Origin of the sequence: Halocatena marina, assembly GCF_023276375.1 — an archaeon.
GTDB classification, from domain to species: Archaea; Halobacteriota; Halobacteria; order Halobacteriales; family Haloarculaceae; genus Halocatena; species Halocatena marina.
The window spans coordinates 1,791,981-1,811,491 of the sequence record NZ_JALLPK010000001.1; the positions used below are offsets into that span (position 1 = coordinate 1,791,981).

The window sequence follows — 19,511 nt, forward strand, 5'->3', positions numbered from 1 at the left end:
ACCTAGTCCGTGTGTTCGGGGAGGATTTCGTCGTAATCGGCGGGAAAAACAGGACCGTCAAGCAGCGGGTCGTCCGTCTGTTCCATCCAGTGACCGAGCCGTTCGCGAAGTTGGATGCGGACGTGTTGATACTCGGGATGGTCGATCAGGTTTGTCTGCTCGTGCGGGTCGGCATTGAGATCGTACAGCTCCTCGTAGGGTCGCTGGCCAGATTGGAGATCGTGCAGCTCTCGACCGACTGCGCTCGTGTAGACATCGTTCGGGATATACACTCGTGGGAGGTGCCAGAACGATCTCAGATACTTGTACTCGCTGGTTCTGATCGCCCGTACCGGAACGTAGTGATCATGCCACGTGATTTCGGCAAACAGCTGTTCTCGAGGATGATAGGTTTTGCCGGTCAACAAGGACAGGAAGCTCTGACCCTCGATCCGTTCCGGAATTGGTTCCTCAAGGAGATCGAGCAACGTGGGCACCAGATCGATGTTGCTGATGAGTTCCTCACACCGAACGCCGCCATCGATTACGCTCGGATACTGCATGATCAGGGCCGCCTCGATGCCGGGATCGTAACACGATCCCTTCGCTCGTGGGAAGGCAATACCGTGCTCGGTTGTGAACACGACGAGCGTCTCTTCGTCGATTCCAGCTGCTTCGAGTGCGCGAGTGATTGTTCCGACCGCATCGTCGACAGCGTGGATCATTCCGTGCATCGCTGCAAGTTCTTTTCTGACAACAGGTTCGTCCGGGAGAAACGCCGGTGGATCGATCGTGTCGGGATCGTCGGAGACGTAGCTTGGATCGTCAAACCCCGACCCGTCAGCAGGTTTCAGACGGTGTGCCTCGAAAACACCAGCCGAAATGAAAAACGGAGCGTCGAACGCACCGCTTTCGAAGAAGCTTTCGAGAGACGCCGCGACGTTGCGTGCCCGGTTCACCTTCTGAATCGTGGGTAACACCGCTGGTGAGAGGCTCCTTCCAGAGTGAATTCTATCGAATCCGAGCCGATCAGGATCATCAGCTACGTGCTGAAGACCGAATAAGTGCGTCTCGTAGCCACACCTGTTCAGATACGCTGGCAAAGTGACCTCGTCCGCATTGAGCATCCAACCGTCGTGTGCGAGACCGATCAGTCCATTCACATGAGGATATCGGCCAGTCATGCGGCTACCTCGACTTGGTGAACACTGTGGAGCCGTTGCGTAGTGATTTTCGAACAACACCCCGCTTTCAGCGATGGCGTCAATATTCGGTGTCTCGATATCTCGCCCGTAACACCCGAGATATCGTCCGAGGTCATGACAATGAAACATTAAAATATTCGGCGTGCTGTTGCTCATCGATTCGGAGATGTTGACTGGTGCGATTAACGCTTTTGCAGGCAAACACCACGCACAGCGGCACTATCGATTGTGAGAGATGATTCTCACTTTGCATGCGCCTGCATGCGGTCTTTGATCATAGCGGTCATAGTTGCCGGTATGACATCACCACCGTCACGATCATCTTCTGAGATCCGAGGCCGCTATGCGGTAAAAAAAGGAACCACCTGTGCAAGTCAGGAGTACGCAACGAATAGCTGTCGGATGATCGAACGTCCGAACATCGCTATCGTCGTGTTAGATACCGCGCGAGCAAAAGATACTGTTCCCGCGGATCCAACGGTTACGCCAACACTTGCAGCTCTTGCCGAAAGCGGGACCGAGTATCAAAACGCCTTCTCCAGCGCGCCGTGGACACTCCCTTCGCACGCATCACTATTCACGGGAACGTATCCGACAGAACACGGGGCACACGGCGATCATACGTATCTCGACGGTTCGCTGCGGACGATTGCAGATATTTTCAGAGAAGCGGGCTACGAGACAGTTGGTGTCTCGAATAATACGTGGATCACTGACGAATTCGGATTTAGCCGTGGATTCGAGACGTTCAGAACTGGACGAGAGTGTACACGATCAAGCGACAGTAGCACGAACTCCGGACTAGAGCGATCGATCACGAAGCTCAAGCGCTCGGTCCACACGCTTGCGATGAGAACCGCTCGTCAACGCGGCTTCCTCGATAGTCAACAATCAACCGACGACGGTGGAACCCAGACGACTGACTGGATCGAACACTGGATCAGCGACCGCACTACACAGGATCCGTTTTTCCTCTTCGTGAACTACATCGAACCGCACGCCGAATATCGCCCATCACGAAAGTACGCCGAACGATTCCTCCCAGCGGATGCGACGTACGAAGAGGCAATGGCGGTCAGACAAGATCCCCGCGGATACGACGTTGGGCAGTACGATCTTTCAGACCGTGAACTGGCGCTGTTGCGTGCGCTCTATCGCGCCGAGATCGCTTCGGTCGATGCCTATCTTGGCCGACTGGCGGACTCGCTGTTAACAAACGAGAGAGAGACAATTCTCGTCGTGATGGGTGACCACGGCGAAAATATCGGCGACCACGGACTGTTCGGACACCAGTACAGCACTCACGATACGGTGTTGCACGTACCACTGATCGTTCATGGAGGTGCGTTCGCCGGCGGGAAATCCAACACCCAACTGGTGCAACCGCTGGATCTCCCCCCAACGTTGCTCGACGCAGCCGGAATCAACGCACCAGAAGCACGCAAGCAGTTCAGTGGACGATCAATACATCCGACTATCGATACCGAAGCCCGAGAGCAGGTGTTTGCGGAGTATATCTCTCCACAACCCTCGATTGCAACACTCAAAGCGCGATTTGGAGAGCTTCCAGACCAGTTCGAAAGAGTAGCACAGACGCGACGAACAGTCCGGACCACCGAAGAGAAACTCGTCCGCCGGTCGGATGGGTCACTGACATACTATCGCATCGACGACGATCCGATGGAGCAGACCAATCTCGTCGGAAAACGACCAATGCGGGTGGCAGCACTCGAAAACCAGTTGGATGAGTGGCAGGCGTCAATCGATCGAACAACCGTACCGACTGAAGTATCGATATCTGATGCGACCGAACAACGGCTCGCTGATCTTGGCTACCGTTGATGTGGCTGAGAGACTGGTAGTACACCCAGTCTCGTCGATGCTCACAATGGAGAACGATTCTTGTGGTGCGCTGTCGAGCATGTTGGGATCGATTGTCCGTTCGTCACTCGGTACCGCTTTCGGGAGATTGCGCACGTGCGTCGGTCCATTGTGCATCAGCGAGCGTTCCTTGAACGACCTCTTGGCCAACCGCCCGCGCAAGTGTCTCGAAACCGTACCGCTCGCTCGCGTCGTTCGCTTGGGCAACGAGTCGTGAGACGATGAACTCCGGCGTTGATTGGCCGAGTGTGGTGAAGCGGGGCTGATAATCGACTTCGAGGTCCAAATCCGCCGTGAGACCCTCGGCGAAGATCCCATCGACACGCGCTGAATCGGGGAGCGGTTCGAGGTCCTCAGCGAGATGCGTGACGAACACTCCGAGCGCCTCACGTTCGACAGTGAGCGTAACGAGACCGTGCAGGAGATCTGCTGCACGACCTGGCTCGGTGATCGCCTCGAACTCATCGACCAGCATAAGGGTCTGACCAGCATCCGTTAGCGGGGGGATGACCGACCGGAGCGTCGTTTCTAGAACACCTGCGTTGAACGAGGCGTGTCGCCGGTGGAACACGAGTGCGTCCGTGAGGCTGACAACGGCTGCATCAGCCGGGACGGGCAGTCCCATGTGTGCCAACAGCGCCACCTGACAGAGCGTTTCGAGGAGGGTCGTTTTACCGCCACTGTTCGCTCCCGTGAGCACCGCCACTCGGTCATCGGTCGGTGCATCGATGTCTCCGTCGTGTGATCCGACTGCGTACGTAATCGACTGGACCGTCTCATCGGCTGCGAGCAAATCGAGGTTGCGGGCACCCCGAACGACGAGCGCGGGTTGCTCCTCGACGAACGTCGGCCGTTGCATGTCGAACGCGAGCGCGAATCTGGCAAGTGACACCTGAAGAGCGATGTCATCGACAGCAGTGATGGCTGCGGTCACGTCGTCGTCGACCCGCTCGATGGTCGCTTCGAGATCTGTGCGGACGATGGCTTCTCGCTCAGCGATCTGCTCGCGGAGGTCCTCTGTGAGTGCTCGCAGCGTCTCGGTCACGAACATCGACGCGTCGGTCGCCTCGTTCGGCATTGCATCACGAACCAATGTGGGATCGAGGGTTGTCTCACTCGTGATCTGCCTGAGGAGTGTCTCTCGGAATGTACTCGCATCGCGTGCCTCTGTCTCGATCGCGTCGAGGAGACCATCAGCGTCGGCAGCCAGGTCTTCGATTGTTCCGAGATCAGCGTTGAGGTGAGTCAAAGCCTCATCAGCGCCGTCTGCAATCGATCCATCTGTTTCCAGTGCTCGCAGCGCGTGTGCGGCGTCTTCGAGCGCGTCGCTGTCGAGGTCGACAAGCGGGGCAAACACACCGTCAGTGAGATCAAGATCTCGGAGTGCAATTGCCGTCTCGACAGCCGCCGCTTTTCCAGATTGACGATCGTATGCTGTGAACGCATCGAGCACCGCTTTGCGGGTCTCTTCGGTGAGCGCATCCCACGTATCGACAGCAGCCATCGTCTCATCAAGCCGTTCGTCGATGGCCGGGCGGGAGGTCAGCGGTGTCAGGACACGGATACGGTCTGCGGCGTGCTCGGTGACCGCATACGCTTCGGCGAGTTCGACGACATCGCGATACACCTGACGGGCATCACGTGTCGAAAGAATATCCATTCCGTCGTCGTCCTGAGCGCGTCGGAGAATGCGTGTTGCTCGTCCTCGACTCACGCCAGCCTGCACGAGCGGTCGGCTGTCAGCCGATTCGATCGCTTCGATCGCCGCGGACTCGTCTAACGCTTCACGAAGCAGGGCTGCGGTCTTTGGCCCGACACCCCAGTAATCCTCCAGTTGCATATCACTGTGCATCGGTTGGGGGCGCTTAATGCTACGGACTGAAGCCACACGTTGTTGTTTCTATACAAGTAATCATCACAAACCATTGATAGATAACACAGCAACGACTCACACAAGACACATTACTGGCGTGCTGGTTCTGGTGCTAGCCACGCTAGCACAACGCCACAGACTGCGAGACTTCCTGCAACCAAGAATGCAGTATCGAATCCCGCTATATCAACGACGGCCCCACCGGCGATAGGCGCGAGGAATGCGCCCGAAAGCGCGACACTCGTCTGGAACGCTACTGCTGTGGCGGCAACGCGTGGTTTGACCACCTCACGTACGTAGGTGAACGACAGTCCGAGCGTGAGTTGAATTGCGAATCCAGCAACAAGCAAGAGTGCGATGAGTACGGGTACCGATTGGAGGTATGTGAAGCAGAGGACGAGCGGCGCTGCCACACAGAACGAACCGAGAAGAACTGGTTGACGCTGTCCATTGAATAATCGGTCCGAAAGGAGACCACTGCTCATCCGTGAAAGAATGCCGACGGCAGGAAACACCGCAACGAGTAATCCACTAAGCCCTAGCGAGAGACCGATCTCTTCGGTCAGGTACGAAGCACCCCAGCTGTTCACGAACAGGTACAACGCGTAGCCGAGGAATCCAAGCACACCCACGATCCAGACATTCCGGTTGCGAAGGACGCTCTCGAACTCTTCGAACGATGGCGCATCGCCAACGCTGTGCCCGAGTCCGCGACTCGTCGGCCAGAAGAGGAGTAGCCCAACGAATGCAAAGCTGTTGAACGCAAGAAAGATGGCTGGCCAGCCGAACAGTTCCGCAACAATCGGTCCCAGTCCTTGTCCGAGGGCGAATCCAATGGGACCACTCGCTGTGAAAATTCCAACAGCGGTTGCGCGGTTGTCAGCGCTCACTGCCCGACTGACGATATCAATTCCGGCGTTCCAGACGACGACGTACGCGACACCACCGACAGCACGTGATGCAATGACTGACTGGTAGTTACCACGCTTGCCTGCTATCCAGCCCCAGATACCAACGACGAAGAGCATCAACACAGCAACAGCAATCGCGTTTCTCGAGTTTGTTCGATCGAGAACTGCACCCGCAGGAATACTCGTGATGACCGCGGTACCAAACATGATACCGACGAGGAGACCGGCTGCTGTCGAACCGATTGTCAAGGACTCACGAAGCAACGGTGTCACACTGGCCGGAACGATCTCGTACGCGGCAAGTCCAGCAGAGATGAGACTTACCCCACTGACGAGTCCCCACGTTTTCCACCCACTCTGTGCAGTCGTATCGCTCTTGCTGGCTGCTGATTGGCTATTGTCGGATCGTCTGGTCATTTGGGCAAGGTACAGCAGTTCGTACTCGGCGGTTGGGGATGTTTCTTTGGTACGCAAAAGGGAGAGCGTAACACGGGAAGGATTAGGACAGTAATTGGGAAAACATCAACGACCGATTCTGACAGGCAGCATACAAAAATAACGTTCAGGGAACGATTAACTCCCTCATCCGACAATCTCACGTATGATCCTCGTTGGGAGCGACGACGGCGTGTATCACATCTCGGATGTTGAGATGTCGACTGGAGGCAAAGCAACGAAAACTCTCGATTCTGAACGGGTGATGCGTCTCCGACAGTTCGAGGGCGTTGATGGAGTATTTGCGGCCACGAACACCGGTCTCTATCGATCACTGGATGGAAAGCAGTGGACAGAAATCGATACACCTCACGAAACGGTGTACGCAGTCGCTGCGGTTGGTGATCAACTCTACATCGGAACGCGGCCTGCACACATCTACGTCACAGCCACAGCATCAATCTCCCCCCTCGCTTCTGAGCGTGTTGAATGGCGCGAACTCGATGGATTTCAGGAACTTCCATCGCGTGATGAGTGGCGACTCCCGCGTCACGACAGTCTTGCTCACGTTCGTGATCTCTGTGTTGATCCGGCGAAATCAGATCGACTCATCGCCGGTGTCGAAGTCGGTGGTGTCCACATCAGTGACGACGGCGGAGAAACGTGGACCGAGCGATCCGGTGGTGTCGATGACGACATTCACGAACTCCACGTTGTCGGTCCCGGAAAGTACATCGCGGCTACCGGTCACGGGCTCTATCACACGAATGATGCCGGTCAAACGTGGACACAACTCGATCACGCTGGCGCTCAGTCGTACTTTCGGTGCGCATTCTCGATCGATGGCGTTCACTACGCGTCCGGAGCGCTCTCGAACTCATCGACGTGGGATGACGATGGAGCTAATCCTGCACTATTCGCGTGGTCCAGCGATGATTCACTCGACCAGATCGAGATCCCCCGTGAGAACGAAACCGTCACGGGGATGACGAACATCGGTGACGACCTAATTGTTGCAACACACCGAGGAAACCTCTTCGTGCGGACGGCTACCGGGTGGAGAGAAGGAGGCACGTTCCCTGTTCTTGGGCCTCTCACAGGTCGGTACACTCCAGTCACGTCGTCCGTCGAATGAACGGTGATTCTCCACTCATTGCTGCGCTCGAAGCCGAACGGACAGACGTACCGGCATTCGTGTTCCTTTCTGTGATGGACACACCACCGTTCACGAGTGAGACGTTCTGCATCGCAAGGCGGCGGGCCGAGCGATCGATCGCCGATCTCGATATCCGAACGAGCGTCCTTCGTTTGGGTCCAGTCTACGGCGAAGGAACAAACCAAGGACACTTTCCTCGGACGATTGACACTGTTCTTCGTGCGATCGACAGGCGAGAGTGGCTCGCCCGCCGATTCGGTGACGGACGACCGCTAGGTGTGACGACGGTCGCTCAGGCCGCTCTCCACGCGGCATTCGATTTGACGGCATCAGAAACGATGGAGATCGATGAAATCAGTGCGTATTCAGTTCCGCGGTCAAGCACAGAGATATGAACGTGAGCAAACGACTCGACGTCTGCTGTCCGCGTCGAACATCGCTAATCAAACGTTCGATGCTGCCGCTCAAGACGCGGTGAAGCCGATCGACGGGGATCTGAGAGGAGAACCATCTTCATGGTGCTCTAGTGGCCGATATTTTTCGATTGAGGATACGTCCTATCTATCAGCATTATAAATATATACTCGAATAATAACACAATCGAATCGATACCCATTCAGCGGAGATCTCGGTATTCACCACGATCGCCTTCGCTACACTCGATCGAGTTGTGTGTGTGCGCCGTACATCATCTGCAGTTTGTGGGCACCGTCTCCCATTCGTCTGTTCGGTAGAACTAGTGTAGTACTCGTCCAGCGTGGATCACGTTGCTCAGACGTCCTATCACTCGAATAAAGAGCAGTCAGTGGAGAGTACCAGATATCCCGTGACGGCAGTTGATATGAACGGACAGTATAGCGCTGTTCATGATGCAACTACGAAACCGGCTTCTGACAGGATGATGTCGACTCGATCATCTGTTATCCACTCCCAGAGAGTATTCGAAAGAAGATACGAGGATGAGGAGTGTCCGAAATAAGAATGAGTATATACTTTCGACATCTTAGATAATGCATATATCTATCAATGTACTGGCCCGTCGGTTCAGGATACAGTTGCACATGATAGTAGTGAAGTCACGTTTCGTGCATAGCTGATGATGGATTTGTCCGAGCGTGTGGGCTATTTCTGACGTTGTTGAAGTACGTATCCGCACTCCGAGGCGGTGATTGAGATACTGTCGGGCGTCCAGTACGCTCTCGTTATATCTGTCGGTGAGATGCTAGTCGAATACTAGAGAGAGTTACCAAAATCACCTTTTGTCTGCTCATCGCTAGAATACGTGTGAATCAATCGAAGGGAATCGTGGCAATCGGTGCTCACGGCCACTATTCGTGCCCTGCACGCTGGAAAGGCGTTCGAGTGAGGGAATCACAAGTGACAGCAGAACTATGACTACGAAATCGAGACGCAGTGTTGCGATGAAAGTACGAGAAGAGCGTTCGACGTTTCTCATCGCATTCTTTGTAGGGATCGCCAGCGTCGCCGGTTCGTACGCGAGCGCCGGATACACGCAGGCGTTCATCGCCTCACCGATCACATCGTTTCTCGCGTGGGGAATGCCCGATGTGGTACTTCGATTCGCAATCGTCGTGCTCACCGGTGTTGGTGAGCACATCGGGATCGAACATTTGGGCCAGCAAGCGAACCTGTTGCTCGCGCTTGTCTTTTCGACGGTGTTGCTCGCATCGCTGGTGGTACCGATGCTGCTCATCGGTCGGGAACTAGACAGCACAGCTGCCTCGGTCGTTCTCGCAGGCAGTGTGACGTGGCTCGCCATCACGATTCTAACCGGCGCACCGGGAGCAGCCGTCGGAGCTGGTCTCGCAAGCGCATTTGTCGTCGCTGTCGGAGCACTCATAGCCGGCTTCGAAACGGCACCTGACAGCACAAGCACCGCACGAAGACAGGTGCTTGGAAGCGTCGCAGCCGCGCTTGGGGTCGGTATCCTCGGATACATGCTGGGGGACGGCAAATCACCGCAATCAACGCCGGAACCGGCCTCACTCCGTGGCTCTGACGAGAAGATTCAGGAGCTTCTCGCCGTTGCGGATAAACGCTCACTCGACGTTGCGGGGCTCAAAGGACTCGTGAGTGGTGATGGCTTCTACGAAGTCGACATCAACAACGTCAACCCGGCTGTCGATGTGAGTGAGTGGACACTCACAGTCACTGGCAACGTTGAACAGGAGGTGACGTACAGCTACGACGACATTCTGTCGATGGATCGTGAATACCGATTTTCGACACTTCGATGTGTCAGTGACACACTCAACGGTGGAGAGATGGACAATGATCTGTGGACGGGAGTCCCGATCATGGATCTGATCGACGAAGCGAATCCACAGGGTGAGTTTGTGATGCTCAGGGCTGTGGATGACTACTACGAAGAGTTTGCGGTAGAAGCACTCCGCGACGGATTTCTCGCGTACGGTAAAAACGACGGTGTGTTGCCACGCGGCCACGGTTATCCAGCACGGGCACTGATACCGGGCCATTGGGGTGAAATCAGTGTCAAGTGGATCAACGAGATTCAGATCCTCGATGGGCCCGAAAAGGGGTTCTGGGAGAAACGTGGCTGGCACGGCACCGGACCGGTGAACACGATCGCAAAGCTCCACGCCGTTAACCATCTTGACAACGGGAAGATTCAGGTCGGTGGGCACGCCTATGCAGGAACGCGAGGGATCGAACGCGTCGAAGTTTCGGTTTCTGGTGACGATGCGTGGAACACAGCAACTCTCTCAGAGAAGCTTCCCGCTGGAACCAGCACCGCCGGGAGCAAACCGCCCGTTCGGAATGCTTGGCGACAGTGGGAGTTCACCTACAACCCACCAAGTGGAGAGCACACGGTTACTGTCCGTGCAGTTGATGGCTCTGGAGCACTCCAACCACAGAAACAGAGTGACAGTCCATACCCAAAAGGATCGACTGGCTGGGTTACACGAACGATCACTCCATAGCTGCGCTCTTTCAGGAGTGTTGATGACTGCGGTCCCCGTCTCGATGGATTTCTCTAATCACCTACAACAATCATTTAATCCCAACATCTCTTCGATTCGATCGAATAGAATGTCTTCGTGGCCGGCTCGTCTTTTTCGATAATGTTGTTGCTGACGAACTGCTCTCCATCAATCGAATTATCCCATAAAAGTCAGTGAATCCGAGCGAAACGTCTGATCAGTGCGCTCTGGTGTATCACACAGTCTACGACATGATACGAGGAACTCCCCGTTCTTTACTTCGTGTCGTGAGACGCCAGAGAACTGCGCTCAGCAGGTCGGTCGCCGTTCAACTAGTTAGCAGGAGCGTACTCGATTGTGCCAGACCATGTATCGTACAAGTCATCCGAGTGGCTATCCTCGTCGAAAAGCAAGACGCGGACCTCAAGGGTACCAGCATCGAAGCGATCGAGTGCTGCCCGTTTGATCGGAATAGGGAATGAACCTTCTTTTCTGAAAGGGACGACATCGGTTCGAGCAACCAACGTATCGTTGATCGTAACAGCGAAATACGGCTCACCAGCCTCATCTTCTGGTGGATCGACATCCTCCATCCACGTGTTTGCGCCTACTTGCAGATCGAAGTCGACGTAGCCGCCCGACGATTTCTTTTTGTTGACGAAATCGACGTCGTTGATCCGATCCTCTTCTTTTTCCTCAGTCGGCTGATTTGGTGTCGCCGGTTCTGTCCACGTCTCAGTCGGTGTCGATGGCGTGTTTCCTGAGGATTTCGATGTCGGTTCCGATGGTGCAGAGACACTCTCGTCAACCGGCACTTCGATACAGCCAGCAAGCCCACCGAGGAGGGTGAACGTCGTGCTAGTGAGAAGGTGTCGTCGAGTCAACCGTCGTTTACTCATAGCTCTATGGCTCTATTGATACGTTATTATTCCTCTGATACGCAGTCGTGCTCAGTTTGTAGCGGGGATGTGATGGCTGATCGACATTTCGTGAGATGTTTTAGCATGCAAAGTCGTAACAAATATTGAAATCAAGTTTTCGAACCGGTTTTGCCATATTGTTTCGATAGGAGCTGTCTTGGTCGCAGTTGTGCGCTAGGCAACTGTGCTCATCCGGACAGTGGAACATCCACATGAGATGCTTCATACCACGCTGAGCATAATAACAGCGACAACCGAAAACCTGACAGTGAAAATGATCTCGTTAGCTCAATCCTCAGCGAGAATTTTTGCGGGGAATCTAACGTAACTAGCCGAGCCGATCCATGATGTTCTCAAGAATCCACTATCTAGTAGATTCGATAGTTGCTATAGAATATCAATGATAAATAGTCAACCCCACACAAATATACCTTTCTGCGAACTGATTCATGGTGTGATTATTGTTCGTGTAGATATCCATTCTAATCAAAAATCTGTAGTAGAATCGTGGTACTCCGGTGATAGATATCTTTGCGATACTCGAAAATGCTTGTAGCACATGAAGGATGCGAACGGCATAAATGAAAATTCAGAATTCAGTTCAATAGAATTATGTTTATAGTCGTGAAATACATTGAAACCGTTGTAAGTATCATCAAAGCTCTTCACTATCTCTGATGAGTAATCATTTCGTTATGTCAATTCCACCATCGTAAGTGGTTATTTATTGATATAAGAGTGATCATACTTACATAAACAGCGTGTTTCATCGATCAGTTATTATTAGGATGAATATGATGGAGAAGATAAGTCGTCAAAACGGGCCGTATAGGCGTATAATTAACAGCATCGTCAGGAAGTTTGCGATGATTGTCGTGGTTGTAGTGGCATTTTCTATCGTCCTGAGTGCCAGTAGTGCGGCCAGCGCGACTGTACAGCAAGAAAATCAGACCGGGAACGCCACACCGTATGGAGCAAGCTCGGAGCAGTTCGCTGTCAAGCAAGGCAGTAACTGTTATACGGTTACTCCACTCGGAGATGGATCGGACAACGTTGCTTCCTTTTATGACTATCGCGGGGCAGAGCACGGATACAGTTCTCATGGAACAAATGATCTTCAGATCAAAGATTCGAGCCAGTTCTTCTTTTACCGGGGGAACGGCGGACTCAACTTAGTGATGCTCCACGGTCGATGGGCCGGTAACGTCTCTCCGGGCGGTGGCGCTGTTACATTGGAATTACGTGGCCTACCGAGCACCGGCGGGTGGACGATCAAAGACGATGGGTACCCAACAACGACTGATTCATTAACGGCCAACAAATCGATGGCCACAGCATCATGGACATGGAGTGGTGGCCGTAGCGATGGAGGTGTCTATCAAGCGGCTCCTTCGGCGTGGAACTCGCGTATTCAGATCGTCCCTCATTTCAACCGGGAAGCAGCAAAATATCCAGATCCGGATTGGGAAGGACGAGAGTCTGAAAATCAGGTGCAGCGTTGGATCGTCCGTTCGGGTGATGGGACAGCACACGCACTTGATCTCTCTCAGCAAGTCGTAATCGAACCGGGAGCGTGCGATTCACAGAATGGCACGACCGACACGAGCGATCACGAACCGGAACCGACCACCCAGACGCACACGTCGACCAGTGAAGAAACGACGACGGAGACAGCAGCTGCAGAATCGACGACGAGAGACACACCGGAAGAAACAGCAGCAGCTGGCCCGGGTTTCGGAACCGGTCTCACGTTGCTTGCGCTGGCTATTGCACTGATTGGCATTCTCCGACGGCGATACTAAGCACACGGGACGGGATACGGCCTGCTTTTCCGAGATTCTATGACATTCAATCGTCCCACGGTTCGACGACTGGGTGCTACGAGAAAAGAACAGATCTGCGAGAGTTCGAAGTTAACAACCACTTAGTCGTTGTCACGATGGTGAGATCTGGATATTAAGTGTCTTCTGGATGACTTGCCGCGCAGCCATCGAACAGAGGAAGTACCAGACAATCCACGTCGGCATTAGCCCAAGCAAGGTTTGCTGCCACGAAACAGATCCAGCAAGGGGTACAATCAATCCGGTCTCACCAACCCCAAGGTGACCACCACGTACTTTCCACCGGAGCCACAGAAAGACAGGAATCGTGAGCACCATGATCCACACCATGGGTCGGAACTGGAGTTTGAACATCCCAAGCTGATCGCCTGCAGCTTTCATCTGCTCCTTCTGTATCTGTGCAAGTGCCTCTTCATCCTCCCGTTCCTCGGCAACTTCTTTGCGCCTGTTCAACCGTTCCATCCGATCTTTGTATTGCTGGATTTTCTCGGTGTCCGTGAGTCGCGATTGGAGAACCGTCGAATAGAGTCCGGTTACGAGGGCGAGTAGCAAGACAACAGCATAAAACGGGAGTGCGTGTGTGACGGGGCCGAGAATGATGTTATCGACCGACGCAATGACGTTTCGAATCTGTGGGCTCCAGTATCCGATGAAAAAGATGAGGGCACACACACCAGCAACCTTGTCATACCACGCCCACGGTTCTGTTTCGATCTTATCCACCTGTGCCGCCGTCTCAGAGGAAGCGTCATATTTGTCGAATTTCTGACGGATGTGTTCGGGATTCGAGAGAACGAAGCCACTACTCCCACTCACGAGGATTCCCTCCTCAATGAGCCGGCCCCACTGTCCGCTTGACAGCGCGTCCTTTACATCACCCCACTGTAGCTCCTCGTTTTCACCGTTGGTCCGTTCAAGTACAATAGCCACAGCTTCTCGTATTGCGGGAGTATCTATGAGGGACTCCAACTGCTCGCCTGGCATAGCGCGATCGACGATTACCTCTCGACAATTATCAACGCTTCCGTTCGGTAAGATATCGAAGCGACCGCCATTGTGAACGAAAGAAGTGTGCTTTACGTCACACGAGACGGATACGTGAGAGGAGATTGGGCATCATCAGCTGACAACCCCTCTGTTCTTGTTATAAGGTTCGTTTATTGATATTTCTAGACATTCGAGCGATCACCGATGAACAGAGTGGACAACCAACGCTTTGCCGTAGAGGACAGATCGACTGGACGTGGTTTTTGTGACTGGCACTGCTCTCCAACGATCCAAAATGGGATGCTGGCACAATCTATCATCGTGCACACCACCTCATGAGTCAGAACAAATATCACCGACTGCACTAAATCGCAGTCTATGGGCCACAACATGAGGCTCGACTATGAAACGTATGCGAAGCGTGGATTTGTGCTTGGAGTAGCACTTCTCGCTATCGGGAGTATTGGGAGTGTGATGGGACCGAGTATTGCAGGTCCGCTCCCTAGCTGGGAACGAACCGCCTTTTTTGATTTAATGTGGATTGGAATTGCAACAGGATTTTTCTCTGTCTTTGGATTCGGTATTGCCCTTCCACTCACTGATTAAACGCTCCCGCAAACACCAATCCAGCACGAAAATCAAGCTACGGAGTGTCGAGTACGATTCACTAGGTGGCTGTGTCGACACCAGAGTCGTGTGAAACAACCTGCCACTCTGCTGGAGATATTTCGTGACCGTCGAAGCGATCGTATTCGGGATACACAGTGAGAACAAGGTAGTCGACACTATCATTCAGATAATTGACTACTGTTTGGAGGTTGTCGCTCGCGAGTCCACCAAGTTGATCGAGGAGCATCACCGGAACGCGATCACTGACATCGAACGCTTTGTGACCAGCAAGTGCTGCGACGATCCCAAGAAGCTCCCGCTCACCCTCACTGAGACTGTTCAGTTGTGCTTCTCGACCGTCCCGTGCGATAATAAGTTCGAACGTGCTCGTGAGGCGTGCCGTCTCAAAACCCGTCTCGAATCGCGCTAGCAAATCATCGAGCGATGCAGAGAAGGCCTCACGCACCCGGCGTTTGATCTGCTCTTTGCGATTTCTGAGCTCGGTGATTTCCTCGTTCAGCGAGTGGACTTCAGCTTCGAGTATGTCCCGTCGTTCTGCCTGTGTCTCTGTCTCTTCAAGTTCTTCACGAACGTCGGTCAACGCTGCTTCAGTGTACTTAATCTCGCTTTCGAGATCCGAAATGCGATCATCGGCCGTGTCGACCTCCGTAGTGAGTTCGTCGATCTGTCGGTTCAGATCTGCTCGTCTCTCACGAGCGTTCGTTAGACTCTCTTCGGTTTCTGCAAGTCGGGTTTCGAGGTCTGCAATGCGATCAGTAAGCTCCCGTTCTCGACGACGTACCTTCTGGACTGCATCACGTTTTCCTTCGAGCTCCTCAACCCGATCACGGGTCGTTGCTGTTTGGGTTTGAAGATCACTGATTTGACGAGCGAGCGCGTCCAACTGTGCTTCAATACTGTCACGCGTTGTGTCTTCGCCACAAAGCCAGCACGGCACAGTATCCGAGAGCATACCGTGTGAGATGTCGCTCAACAGTTCGGTGCGACCCTCATCGAGCACACGTTTGTTTGCCTCGTAGACAGATTGTAACAGCTCTTGATCTCGCTCGACAGTACGGAGGTCAGCGTGGAGTGTTTCGAGTTCGCGTTCGATGCTATCACCCGATGGAACAGAGAGCGCCTCAAGCTCTGTTTGTTTCTTCGAGAGCGTCTCACGAACGCGCTCGATGGTTGTTTCGAGACGTTCGATGTTGGTATTTACCCGCTCACGCTCGGCACGGCAATCGCTCAGTTGCTCCCGAGCAGCGTTTTCACCACCTGTCTCATCGTTGATATCAGCTCGTTCAACACGCAACGCTTCGAGGTCGGATTCGAGGTCAGTGATGCGTTGGTGCAGCTTCGGAAGTCGATCAGCAGCCGACTCTGCTCGTTCAAGTTCCGTCGTTGTCTGTTCGCGTTCGGTTCGAAGATCGGCGATCTGCTCATCGATGTTCTCGAAATCGAGTGGTCGAGTGAGAAGCGTCTCGACGTTCGTTCCGTCCCGAACGGCTTGGCGTATCTTGTTGTCTTCGTCAAGAAATGCGAAGAGCTCTGCACACACCCGATCGTATTCATCATCTAGATACGGATTTCCAGTTCGGGATATGGTTCCATTCATCCGTTCGAGGATGACAGTACATTCCTCGTCGTTTGTTTGCAAAACGACCTGACCAGATGCATGACCATCGGTGAGCGGAGCCGCCGTTCCACATGCGGCTTTAATACTGGTAAGGAAACTCGATTTGCCTTGCCAGTTGCTCGCACGAACGGCGTTCACTCCCGGCTCGATGTGTGCTTCTCCCCGGCGAATTCCCGCAATATTCTCGATAGAGAGATGCCACGTCATAAAAGGATCGGGGCTACAACAGTTTCAATGACGAAGGGGTTCTCAAGGGCAGCAGCCTGAAGCGATTCAAGGATGCCGTAGGGGAGCGCAATACTCGAAGCTCGATCGCTCACCTCGTTGCTTACCGGCTCGCCAGATTCGCTTTCAGAATGTGTCTCGCAGACGTAGCCACGTTCGAGTGCGTCTTCGAACGGAACGCGGACCGCACATTCCGGACAGCCCAGTTTGACCTGCACGTCGACACGCATGCTCTCTGCCTCTGGTAACCGTCCTTTTGAAGTGAGTGATGAAAGAACTGAGTGCGTCTTCTCCTTAGTTCGCTCTTGAGACATCCGAACAGTGTTTGCTTCCCAGTCGGTCGACGCAGAGCTCTGCTCCTTTTTCGCATCGAGACAACCTTTGAGATGGTGTCGCATCGTGCTCCACGAGATCATCTCACTCTCGATGCGATCGAGAGTGAGATCGTTCGATTCGAGGTCAGCTGCAAGCTCAGCGCGATGAATACTTTCCTCACTTGAAACGATTTCGTATTCTCGATCCAGATGGATACGGACAGTATCACGACCGTGTGTTTCGTAGATTTGCTTCAGAAGACGCTTATTAAACCACTCTGTGAGTGATTTGTATCCGTCGGCGGAACGACCGTCCGAGCCGGTCCATCGCGCCACGAGATACTCGTCGATCGAATCATACCCTGGATCGGGGACCGTGAGGGCGTGACGCTCGATGAGAGTATCAACCTTACATCCCATTGCTTTGTTCTATTCACATTCTCGTTCTACCTGCTCATAAACGTGGTTGCTATTCCATGCTACGTGTGGGAGAGAATTCGTTCTATAGCCGATATCGGTTATCTTCTTGTGAAGGTGCTACTCGGATGACCACTAACGCTGATCGGTGAAAAGAGTACCCATGAGGGTGATTCGAGGCGACTCCGTCAATTACTACTCATACTTTTTCACCCTCGTCTGAACCTCTCTTTTCATATGTGTCAAATTGAATACCATGAGGTATAATCACTCAGTGTAGTAGGTATAGTACGAGCAGTTGCTCTCACCCTTAACACTCTATCATAGTAAAGAGGTCCTCGAATGAGAATAGTGCTGTACCAATGTTGGCTATTAATATCTATCCGCTATACACCGGCTATCCAAATCCTCCTAAGAGCTAAACTTATAGTAAATTAGCTCCAGAGCCGCTCTATGAATATAATATATATTATGGTTCTTAGATGTTTTATCCAGTTAATTATATCTGATTATGGGCAGACAACCTCATCGGGAGATCATTTCTGCAAAGAGGGGACACTCAATATCAGTGCGCTCATGTGATGAATTCAGCCGGTACCCTTATATGGTGAAGATAGCATATGTTGAAATAGCCATATGGATCAATCAAAACAGGAACTATCGACTGGAACTGACTCAGGGAACAAGGATGAGTCGCAAGCGTGTTGTACTCCCGTTTCGAGTCCCGAAGCTGACGTTCTCAAATCAGATGTGACGATCCTCTCTGCGCTCGCAAATGAAACGCGATACGGAGCACTTCGAGTCCTCGCTGATGCGGAAAACGATATCTGTGCGTGTGATCTTGCACCACCACTCGACGTAACCCAGAGTACGATCAGCCACGCGCTCTCTCAGTTGCACGACGTTGGCTTGGTCGAACGACGGAAGGAGGGCCGGTGGCGATACTATTGGCCGACACCGTTCGCCGAGGCTATCCTTGCTGTCCTCGAAGAACGCGAGGTGTACCAATGAGCGAACGACGCCAGTCCGCATCCGAGAATGAAAAATCGATGCTTTCTGCGAGCGAACAGCGCGAAGCGGTGAGAGACAGATACTCCTCGATCGCTGAGACCGAAGACAGTGGTTGTTGTGAACCAACAAGTGAAGATGACACGGACTCGTGTTCATCAGGAGGATGCTGTGATGACACGACGCTTGCGACAAAATCGGAGCGACTCGGGTACACAGAGGATGATATCGACGCCGTTGCTAGTGGTGCAGATCTCGGACTCGGCTGTGGTAATCCTACTGCACTGGCAAACTTAGCACAAGGCCAACAGGTCCTTGATCTCGGTTCCGGCGGTGGCTTCGACTGTTTCCTCGCTGCACGTAAAGTCGGTCCGACGGGCTTCGTCATCGGCGTCGATATGACGCCCGAAATGATTGAACGAGCACGGAAGAATATCGATAAAAACGAGACCGAAAATGTCGAATTCCGTCTCGGTGAGATCGAACACCTTCCTGTCGCGGACGGTTCAATCGATGTGATCATATCGAACTGTGTAATTAACCTATCCCCGAATAAATCACAGGTGTTCTCCGAAGCATTTCGTGTGCTCCGTCCGGGCGGCCAGTTCGCAATTTCTGATGTCGTCATGACCGCAGAGGTGCCTCAAGAGTTCCGTGCTGATCCGGAGAGTGTCTCGGGCTGTGTCGCTGGCGCAGCGACGATCTCTGATCTTGAAGCGATGCTCGAACGCGCTGGCTTCGAAGGAATTACCATCGAACCGAAAGAAGACAGCCACCAATTCATCCGAGAGTGGTCCTCAGAACATCGTCTCGAAGACTACATCGTCTCTGCAACCATTGAAGGACAGAAACCAAATACAGAATAATTCTCCTTGTACTCAAACCTCTCGATCATCGCGGCTCTTGGAGTTGGTGCATACGAATTGTGTTCCCAAAAGAGAAACGTACAACGTACTCCTACGACCAGACCTAGTACTATTTGAGCATCATCCTTTGTAACTCATAAATTGAGAGTAGCTAGTATCACAACAGAAATATTATTATTTCACTCATCGAATATTTAGAGTAATATCGTCTTGTGGTCATCGATCGAATCCGTCGAGACCTGTGCCTTACAAACTGAATTTCATCATAATATAACTATTTGA

15 protein-coding genes are annotated in these 19,511 nt (G+C 53.1%); 8 read left to right on the forward strand and 7 right to left on the reverse strand.

Translation table 11 applies throughout. From position 1 onward, the window contains the following. Positions 1–2 precede the first annotated feature (2 nt). On the reverse strand, positions 3–1,340 hold the full coding sequence (locus MW898_RS08110; RefSeq protein WP_248906098.1) for a sulfatase family protein: 1,338 nt from the start codon (positions 1,338–1,340) through the stop codon (positions 3–5). A 141-nt stretch (positions 1,341–1,481) separates the two neighbouring features. Here MW898_RS08110 and MW898_RS08115 point away from each other — a divergent pair, with 141 nt between their 5' ends. Beyond that, complete coding sequence (locus MW898_RS08115; protein WP_248906100.1) at positions 1,482–3,026, forward strand: sulfatase; 1,545 nt, start codon at positions 1,482–1,484, stop codon at positions 3,024–3,026. Between the two features lie 103 nt (positions 3,027–3,129). Here MW898_RS08115 and MW898_RS08120 read toward each other — a convergent pair whose 3' ends face one another. Together MW898_RS08120 and MW898_RS08125 are read right to left on the reverse strand one after the other, a co-directional pair. Further along, entirely contained in the window at positions 3,130–4,905 is a 1,776-nt protein-coding gene (locus tag MW898_RS08120; RefSeq protein ID WP_248906102.1) for a DNA mismatch repair protein, read from the reverse strand. 122 nt (positions 4,906–5,027) lie between these two features. Further along, on the reverse strand, positions 5,028–6,266 hold the full coding sequence (locus tag MW898_RS08125) for an MFS transporter (protein ID WP_248906104.1): 1,239 nt from the start codon (positions 6,264–6,266) through the stop codon (positions 5,028–5,030). A 184-nt stretch (positions 6,267–6,450) separates the two neighbouring features. Here MW898_RS08125 and MW898_RS08130 point away from each other — a divergent pair, with 184 nt between their 5' ends. From MW898_RS08130 to MW898_RS08140, 3 genes are all read left to right on the forward strand, one after another. Next, positions 6,451–7,419, forward strand: a complete 969-nt coding sequence (locus tag MW898_RS08130) for a WD40/YVTN/BNR-like repeat-containing protein (RefSeq protein WP_248906105.1) — start codon at positions 6,451–6,453, stop codon at positions 7,417–7,419. Beyond that, a complete protein-coding gene (locus MW898_RS08135; protein WP_248906107.1) occupies positions 7,416–7,835 on the forward strand; it encodes a Rossmann-fold NAD(P)-binding domain-containing protein in 420 nt (139 codons plus the stop codon). The genes MW898_RS08130 and MW898_RS08135 overlap by 4 nt, the downstream gene beginning before the upstream one ends. A gap of 996 nt (positions 7,836–8,831) precedes the next feature. Then, complete coding sequence (locus tag MW898_RS08140) at positions 8,832–10,403, forward strand: molybdopterin-dependent oxidoreductase (RefSeq protein ID WP_248906109.1); 1,572 nt, start codon at positions 8,832–8,834, stop codon at positions 10,401–10,403. Between the two features lie 332 nt (positions 10,404–10,735). Here MW898_RS08140 and MW898_RS08145 read toward each other — a convergent pair whose 3' ends face one another. Next, entirely contained in the window at positions 10,736–11,302 is a 567-nt protein-coding gene (locus tag MW898_RS08145) for a hypothetical protein (protein WP_248906111.1), read from the reverse strand. Positions 11,303–12,207: 905 nt separating this feature from the next. Between MW898_RS08145 and MW898_RS08150 the strand changes: the two genes are divergently transcribed. Then, positions 12,208–13,125 (forward strand): hypothetical protein, encoded by a 918-nt coding sequence (locus tag MW898_RS08150; RefSeq protein ID WP_248906113.1) that lies wholly within the window; start codon positions 12,208–12,210, stop codon positions 13,123–13,125. Positions 13,126–13,257: 132 nt separating this feature from the next. Here MW898_RS08150 and MW898_RS08155 read toward each other — a convergent pair whose 3' ends face one another. Next, a complete protein-coding gene (locus tag MW898_RS08155) occupies positions 13,258–14,148 on the reverse strand; it encodes a DUF106 domain-containing protein (RefSeq protein ID WP_248906114.1) in 891 nt (296 codons plus the stop codon). Between the two features lie 381 nt (positions 14,149–14,529). On the opposite strand from MW898_RS08155, the gene MW898_RS08160 reads away from it, so the two are divergent. Further along, positions 14,530–14,757: a DUF7860 family protein gene (locus MW898_RS08160; protein WP_248906116.1), complete on the forward strand. Its 228-nt coding sequence runs from the start codon at positions 14,530–14,532 to the stop codon at positions 14,755–14,757. A gap of 61 nt (positions 14,758–14,818) precedes the next feature. On the opposite strand, the gene MW898_RS08165 is transcribed toward MW898_RS08160, so the two are convergent. Together MW898_RS08165 and rdfA are read right to left on the reverse strand one after the other, a co-directional pair. Further along, on the reverse strand, positions 14,819–16,606 hold the full coding sequence (locus tag MW898_RS08165; protein ID WP_248906117.1) for an archaea-specific SMC-related protein: 1,788 nt from the start codon (positions 16,604–16,606) through the stop codon (positions 14,819–14,821). Next, positions 16,603–17,358: a rod-determining factor RdfA gene (gene rdfA / locus MW898_RS08170; RefSeq protein WP_248906119.1), complete on the reverse strand. Its 756-nt coding sequence runs from the start codon at positions 17,356–17,358 to the stop codon at positions 16,603–16,605. Before rdfA ends, MW898_RS08165 begins: the two co-directional genes overlap by 4 nt. 633 nt (positions 17,359–17,991) lie before the next feature. On the opposite strand from rdfA, the gene MW898_RS08175 reads away from it, so the two are divergent. Continuing rightward, a complete protein-coding gene (locus MW898_RS08175; RefSeq protein ID WP_248906121.1) occupies positions 17,992–18,366 on the forward strand; it encodes an ArsR/SmtB family transcription factor in 375 nt (124 codons plus the stop codon). Next, positions 18,363–19,229, forward strand: a complete 867-nt coding sequence (locus tag MW898_RS08180) for an arsenite methyltransferase (protein WP_248906123.1) — start codon at positions 18,363–18,365, stop codon at positions 19,227–19,229. The genes MW898_RS08175 and MW898_RS08180 overlap by 4 nt, the downstream gene beginning before the upstream one ends. The last annotated feature ends 282 nt before the right edge of the window (positions 19,230–19,511 follow it).